Source organism: Fusicatenibacter faecihominis, from assembly GCF_020686945.1.
Lineage (GTDB): Bacteria > Bacillota > Clostridia > Lachnospirales > Lachnospiraceae > Limivivens > Limivivens faecihominis.
The window spans coordinates 1-2,746 of record NZ_JAJEPR010000081.1 but is presented as its reverse complement, the minus strand read 5'-3'; the positions used below and the strand labels follow the sequence as shown (position 1 = coordinate 2,746).

Genomic DNA, 2,746 nt, shown 5'->3' with positions numbered 1-2,746 from the left:
CAGTGCGTGTTTGGCGGCACTTCCAATGCCCTTGACTTCCTGCCCCTTGACCGTTCCGGCAACCGCCGCTTTATCCCGGTCATGGTGTACCCGGAGCAAGCCGAGGTTCACATTTTGGAGGACGAAGCTGCTTCCAGAGCCTATATCGAGCAGATGTGGGCAGAAGCGATGGAGATTTACCGAAGCGGCAGGTTCAAGCTGGCTTTCAGCCCCGCCATGCAGCGGTATCTCAAAGAACACCAGCGGGATTTTATGCCGGAGGACACCAAAGCCGGAATGATACAGGCGTATCTTGATAAGTACACCGGGAGCATGGTCTGTTCCAAGCAGCTCTATAAGGAAGCCTTGAACCATGCTTTTGACGAGCCGAAGCAATGGGAAATCCGGGAAATCAACGAGATTATGAACCAGTGCATTTCCGGCTGGCGCTACTTCCCAAACCCAAGAATGTTTTCCGAATATGGCAGACAAAAGGGCTGGGTGCATGAAAACCCGGCAACGGACTCCGGCAACCCGTCTGAAAAAACGATGGACGGTTTTGTGGAGGTCACAGAACAGATGGAGCTTCCATTCTGAAAATGACAGCCCGTTGCCCCCTGTTGCTATCCCGTTGCCGAGCCGGTTGCCGGGAAAAACCCCTTATTTCCGGGCTTTTCTCCCTTATAACAACCAAAACAACAGAAAAATAAAAGAAAAGTATAAATAGTAACCATCGCCAGATTGAGATTGTTTGCAAGGTCTTTTGAAGCCCGTTGCCGGACTTCGTTGCCGACACCCTCTGTCTGGCTATTTTCATGCATGGAGGATAACTGCCTATGGCGAATAATAAGATGAATATTGAAGGAAAAAATTACTCGGATATTCCGGTGTGGCGTAGATATACGCTTACCATTGAGGAAGCAGCCAGATATTATCATATCGGTGAAGGAAAATTGAGAACGCTTATTGACACACATCCCAATGAGGATTTTTATGTGATGAATGGCAATCGTGCCCTCATTAAGCGTGAGAAATTTGAGAGGTATCTGGATCAGGCTACTGCTGTGTAAACAGAGCTGACAGATTTACCGATTTCACATGATATAACTATGCGGAGAGCTGGATTTGTGCTATGATAAGAGCGCAAGTCTGGCTCTCTTTTTTGAAAGGAGAGTTCACGATGAGTGAGAAAAGACGAGATAACCGTAATCGGATTTTGCGAGAGGGCGAGTACCAGCGTAAAGATGGGAGGTATCGGTTCCGCTATATTGATGAGGACGGAAAAGAGAAAAATGTATACAGTTGGCGTTTGGACAAGAATGACCCAATGCCAAAAGGGAAGAAGCGGGAGTCTTCCCTGCGTGAGAAAGAAAAACAGATTGAAGCGGATTTGTTTGACCGTATCGTAACCAACGGTGGCAACTATACTGTTTTGGAACTGGTAGAAAAGTATGTTTCATTGAAAACAGGAGTTCGTCACAATACGGTTGCCGGATATAAAACGGTCATCAATATGCTGAAAAAAGAGAGTTTTGGGAATCTGCGAATTGATAAGGTGCGTTTGTCAGACGCAAAGGCATGGTTGATTAAGCTCCAACAAATTGATGGACGAGGATACAGTTCCATTCATTCGATCCGGGGAGTTCTCAGACCAGCATTTCAGATGGCAGTAGATGATGACCTGCTTCGCAAAAATCCATTTGAATTTGAGCTGGCATCCGTCATTGTTAATGATTCTGTTACCAGAGAAGCGATTACCCGAAAGCAGCAGAGAGATTTGCTGAAGTTTATTCAGGAGGATAAGCATTTCAGCAGATACTATGATGCAATCTATATTCTTTTTCACACAGGGCTTCGTATTTCAGAGTTCTGTGGGCTGACGATTTTGGAGATTGAGTTTGGAGAAATGCGTATTAAGGTAGACCATCAGTTACAGCGTACTGCACAGATGCAGTATGTAATTGAAGAACCAAAAACTGACAAAGGTATTCGCTATGTGCCGATGACGGAAGCTGTCGCAGCGTGTTTTCGCAGAATTATTGCCAACCGAAAGACACCAAAAGTTGAACCGATGGTGGAAGGATACGCTGAATTTTTATTTTTGGATAAAAACGATATGCCGATGGTTGCCCTTCACTGGGAGAAGTACATGGAGCATATCATTCAGAAATACAACAGGATTTACCGTATCCAGATGCCGAAAGTTACCCCTCATGGTCGAGTTATAATAAGGACAAGTTAGAAAACTCCAGTAAATACAAGGGGTTGCACTAATTTAGTCCTTATTTTTAACTCCCTGAAAAAGGGAAAAATAAGGCAGCGCTGTCATTCCAGAATATGAATTACTACAGATCCAGACTGGAAATGGATTTGTGTAAGACAAGAGTAAAAACAACAGAATTATTGTAATTATAGGACTGAATTAGCTCGCACGGAATATAGATTCCGGTTGTCTAATTCAGTCCTCTTTTTTTGATTGACGACGATGAAAGGTGATGAAAAATGGCTAGAATTATTTCTATTGTAAACCAAAAAGGGGGAACGGGAAAATCCGCATGTACAGCTAATTTAGCAGTAGGATTAGCACAAAAGAATATGAAAGTGTTAATCGTAGATGCAGATCCACAGTCTGATGTATCCGCAGGATTTGGATATCGTGATTGTGATGACAGTAATGAAACACTTACAGCTCTTATGGATGCAGTAATGAAAGATGAAGATATTCCTTCCGACTGTTATATCAGACATCAGGCAGAGGGGATAGACA

5 protein-coding genes are annotated in these 2,746 nt (G+C 43.9%); 4 read left to right on the top strand and 1 reads right to left on the bottom strand.

Going from position 1 to position 2,746, the window contains the following annotated elements:
* Positions 1-576, top strand: a 576-nt coding sequence (locus LKD71_RS17840; RefSeq protein WP_227616407.1) for a virulence-associated E family protein, incomplete at its 5' end; no start/stop codon positions are given.
* A gap of 26 nt (positions 577-602) precedes the next feature.
* On the opposite strand, the gene LKD71_RS17835 is transcribed toward LKD71_RS17840, so the two are convergent.
* Positions 603-800, bottom strand: coding sequence for a tweety protein (locus tag LKD71_RS17835; protein ID WP_082868657.1), 198 nt, complete (start codon positions 798-800; stop codon positions 603-605).
* A gap of 15 nt (positions 801-815) precedes the next feature.
* On the opposite strand from LKD71_RS17835, the gene LKD71_RS17830 reads away from it, so the two are divergent.
* The 3 genes from LKD71_RS17830 to LKD71_RS17820 form a co-directional block, all read left to right on the top strand.
* Entirely contained in the window at positions 816-1,049 is a 234-nt protein-coding gene (locus tag LKD71_RS17830) for an excisionase (protein WP_016218019.1), read from the top strand.
* A gap of 110 nt (positions 1,050-1,159) precedes the next feature.
* The gene (locus LKD71_RS17825; protein ID WP_227616406.1) at positions 1,160-2,221 is read left to right on the top strand and encodes a site-specific integrase; all 1,062 of its coding nucleotides are present in this window, start codon (positions 1,160-1,162) and stop codon (positions 2,219-2,221) included.
* A gap of 260 nt (positions 2,222-2,481) precedes the next feature.
* On the top strand, positions 2,482-2,746 hold a 265-nt coding region (locus LKD71_RS17820; RefSeq protein WP_227616405.1), incomplete at its 3' end, for a ParA family protein.